Annotated in this window: 2 protein-coding genes; both read left to right on the top strand. The window is 74.7% G+C overall.

All coding sequences use genetic code 11. The features are described from left to right. Positions 1 to 154 precede the first annotated feature (154 nt). Positions 155 to 1,174, top strand: a complete 1,020-nt coding sequence (locus tag R3E88_22595) for an acyltransferase family protein (GenBank protein ID MEZ4219271.1) — start codon at positions 155 to 157, stop codon at positions 1,172 to 1,174. A gap of 97 nt (positions 1,175 to 1,271) precedes the next feature. Further along, a partial coding sequence (locus R3E88_22590; GenBank protein MEZ4219270.1) for an SGNH/GDSL hydrolase family protein occupies positions 1,272 to 2,523 on the top strand: 1,252 nt, incomplete at its 3' end.

The raw sequence follows: 2,523 nt of genomic DNA, 5'->3' as shown, positions 1-2,523 counted from the left end.
CCCTCCCCCGCAGCGGCCGCGCACTGCCGTCGGCGGCAGACCCTACCGGAGCGCGCGGCGCGGAGGTCGCCGCACCGCGCCCACGGCGAGCGACGGTCCGGCAGCGGGGATATCGTCGCGCGCCGACGCGTCTCGCGGCGGGACGGAGCGACTCGTGCACGGGCACAGCGAAGGCAGCGCGATCCGACGCGAGCGGCTGGACGGGCTCGATGCCGTCAAGGGCCTCTGCATCGCGCTCGTGGTGCTGATCCACGCCGCGCCCGCGGACGCCGAGGCATGGTCGACGCACGTCGTCGGCGGCGTCGCGCGGCTCGCCGTGCCCGTCTTCCTCGGCGTCACGGGATTCCTCGCGGGCTGGAAGGCGATGGATCGCGCGCGCTTCGCGCGCTCGGTCTGGACGTTCGCGCGGCTCCACTTCCTGTATGGCGCCTTCTACGGCGTGCTGCTGGCGCTCGTGGTCGGCCTCCCCGAGCCCGTCGGCATCCGCTTCCTGCTGCTGCGCTTCGGAGAGGCCGCCTACCCGGGCCAGTACTACTTCGTCGTCCTGATCCAGACGTTCGCGCTCGCCGCCCTGCTCGCGCGCGGCCGCGCGTGGCGGACGCCGGCGGGCGTCGCGGTCGCTGCGGCGGGCGCGGTGATCGGATGCGCCGCGCTGTTCGCAGCGCGCGCGCTCGAAGCCGATGCGGGCGGTGCGCGCATCGCGTGGCGGCTCGCGTCCACGCCCAACTGGGTCTGGCTGTGGTTCGTCTACTTCGCTCTCGGCGTCGTGCTAGGCGAGCGGGCGCGCCGCGGCCCGGCGAGCTCGCCGCGCGTCGGGGTCGCGCTCGCGGCGGCGGGCGTCGCGGTCGGCGCGATCGCCGTGCCCGCCATCCCTCCCTGGCCCGAGCCGTCGCACCCGCCCTATGCGCAGCTGCACGTCTTCGCGGGGTCGCTGCTCGTCGTCGCGGCGCTACCGGCGCTCGCGACGGCGCGCGCCCCGCGCTGGCTCCTGCGTCTCGGGCGCGATTCGTTCGGCGTGTTCGTGCTCAACCCCGCGCTGCTGCTCGCACTCGAGCGCGCGTTCGGCGCTCCGACCTCCATCCCCGACTCGCTCGCGCGGACGGCGGCCGCCATCGTCGCCGCGGTCGGGGGGACGGCCGTGCTGCGGCGCGTCGCTCCCTGGAGCCTCCCTTGAGCCGCGCCCGATCCGGCCGCGCGAGCCGCGGTGCTACGCTGCGCGGCCCGCGGCAGCGACCCTCCGCGCGCGGCGACGGATGCGGGAGTCGACCTCAGTGGCGGACCGGCGTCGTCTTCGCGGTGTGCTCCTCTTCGGTGCGCGCCTCGCGCTGCTCTTCGCGAGCGTCGGCATCGTCGGTCTGTTCGCCGAGGCCGCGCTCCGGCTGAGCGGCTACGAGGCGATCTACTCCGTCTACTCGAAGCCCTCGCTCTTCTGGACGAAGGACCCGGTCCTCGGCTGGAAGCACGAACGCAACGGCGCGGGGCGCTACCGCGGGCCGCGTCCGTGGCCGGTCGAGTTCGACAGCGAGGTGCGGCTGAACTCGCTGGGACTGCGGGGGCCGGAGATCGAGCCCGTCGCGCCCGGCGGGCTCCGCATCCTGTTCACGGGCGACTCGATGGTCGCGGGCTTCGAGGTCGCGCAGGAGGACACCTTCGTCGTCCGTACGGGCCAGCTGCTCGCCGAGCGACTCGGAAGGCCCGTGCAGACCCTCAACGCCGGCGTGCGCGGCTACGGCACCGACCAGACCTATCTCTGGTACCGCGACCACGCCGCGGAGCTCGCCCCCGACTGGGTCGTGTTCATGCACAGCGGCAACGACCCCGACGACAACACGACGCTCCACCGCATGCGTCGCCCGTTCGGGAAGGCCGCCTTCCACCTCGACGACACCGGCGCACTCGAGCTCGTCGGCGCGCCCGTCCCCGACTACCCGGCGTGCTCGCAGTACGACCTCGACGCCGACTACCGGGTCCGGCGTCTCGATTCGCCGCTCCAACGCGCCTACTGCGCCGTCGAGGTGAACCTGGCCGACCGCTCCGCGCTCTTCACGTGGGCGACCTTCCGGCTGCGCGAGAACGCCGGTGCGCTGTACTGGATCTGGCGCTTCGCGCTGCCCGCGCCGAAGCCGGCCGCTCCGCCGGCGGCCGGCGACGACGCAGTGCGCGCCGCGATCGCCGCGGCCCCGGCGAACGCGTTCGAGTTCAGCGGCGGCGGGTCGGGGCGCGCGAGCGACGCGCAGTACCGGTTGACGAGCGCGCTCCTTCGCGCGTACGCCGCGGCCGTGCGCGATTCGCGCGCACGCCTCTTCGTCATCGTCGGCCGCGCGGAGCTCGCGCGCCTCGACGCCGCGGCGATCGAGGCCGAGGGCGCCCTCCTCCGCTCGCTCGACATCCCCGACTCGGAGATCGGCGGCCGGCCCATCCAGTGGAAGAACGACGGCCACTACAACGAGCTCGGCCACGCGCTCGGCGCGAAGGCCATCGCGGACGCGCTCACTCCGCTCCTTCGCGCGGAGGCCCTCCCGC

The organism is Myxococcota bacterium (assembly GCA_041389495.1).
Classification (GTDB): Bacteria; Myxococcota_A; UBA9160; order UBA9160; family UBA4427; genus JAWKRT01.
Note: the sequence above shows the minus strand (reverse complement) of the source record. Positions and strands in the feature narration are given on the sequence as shown.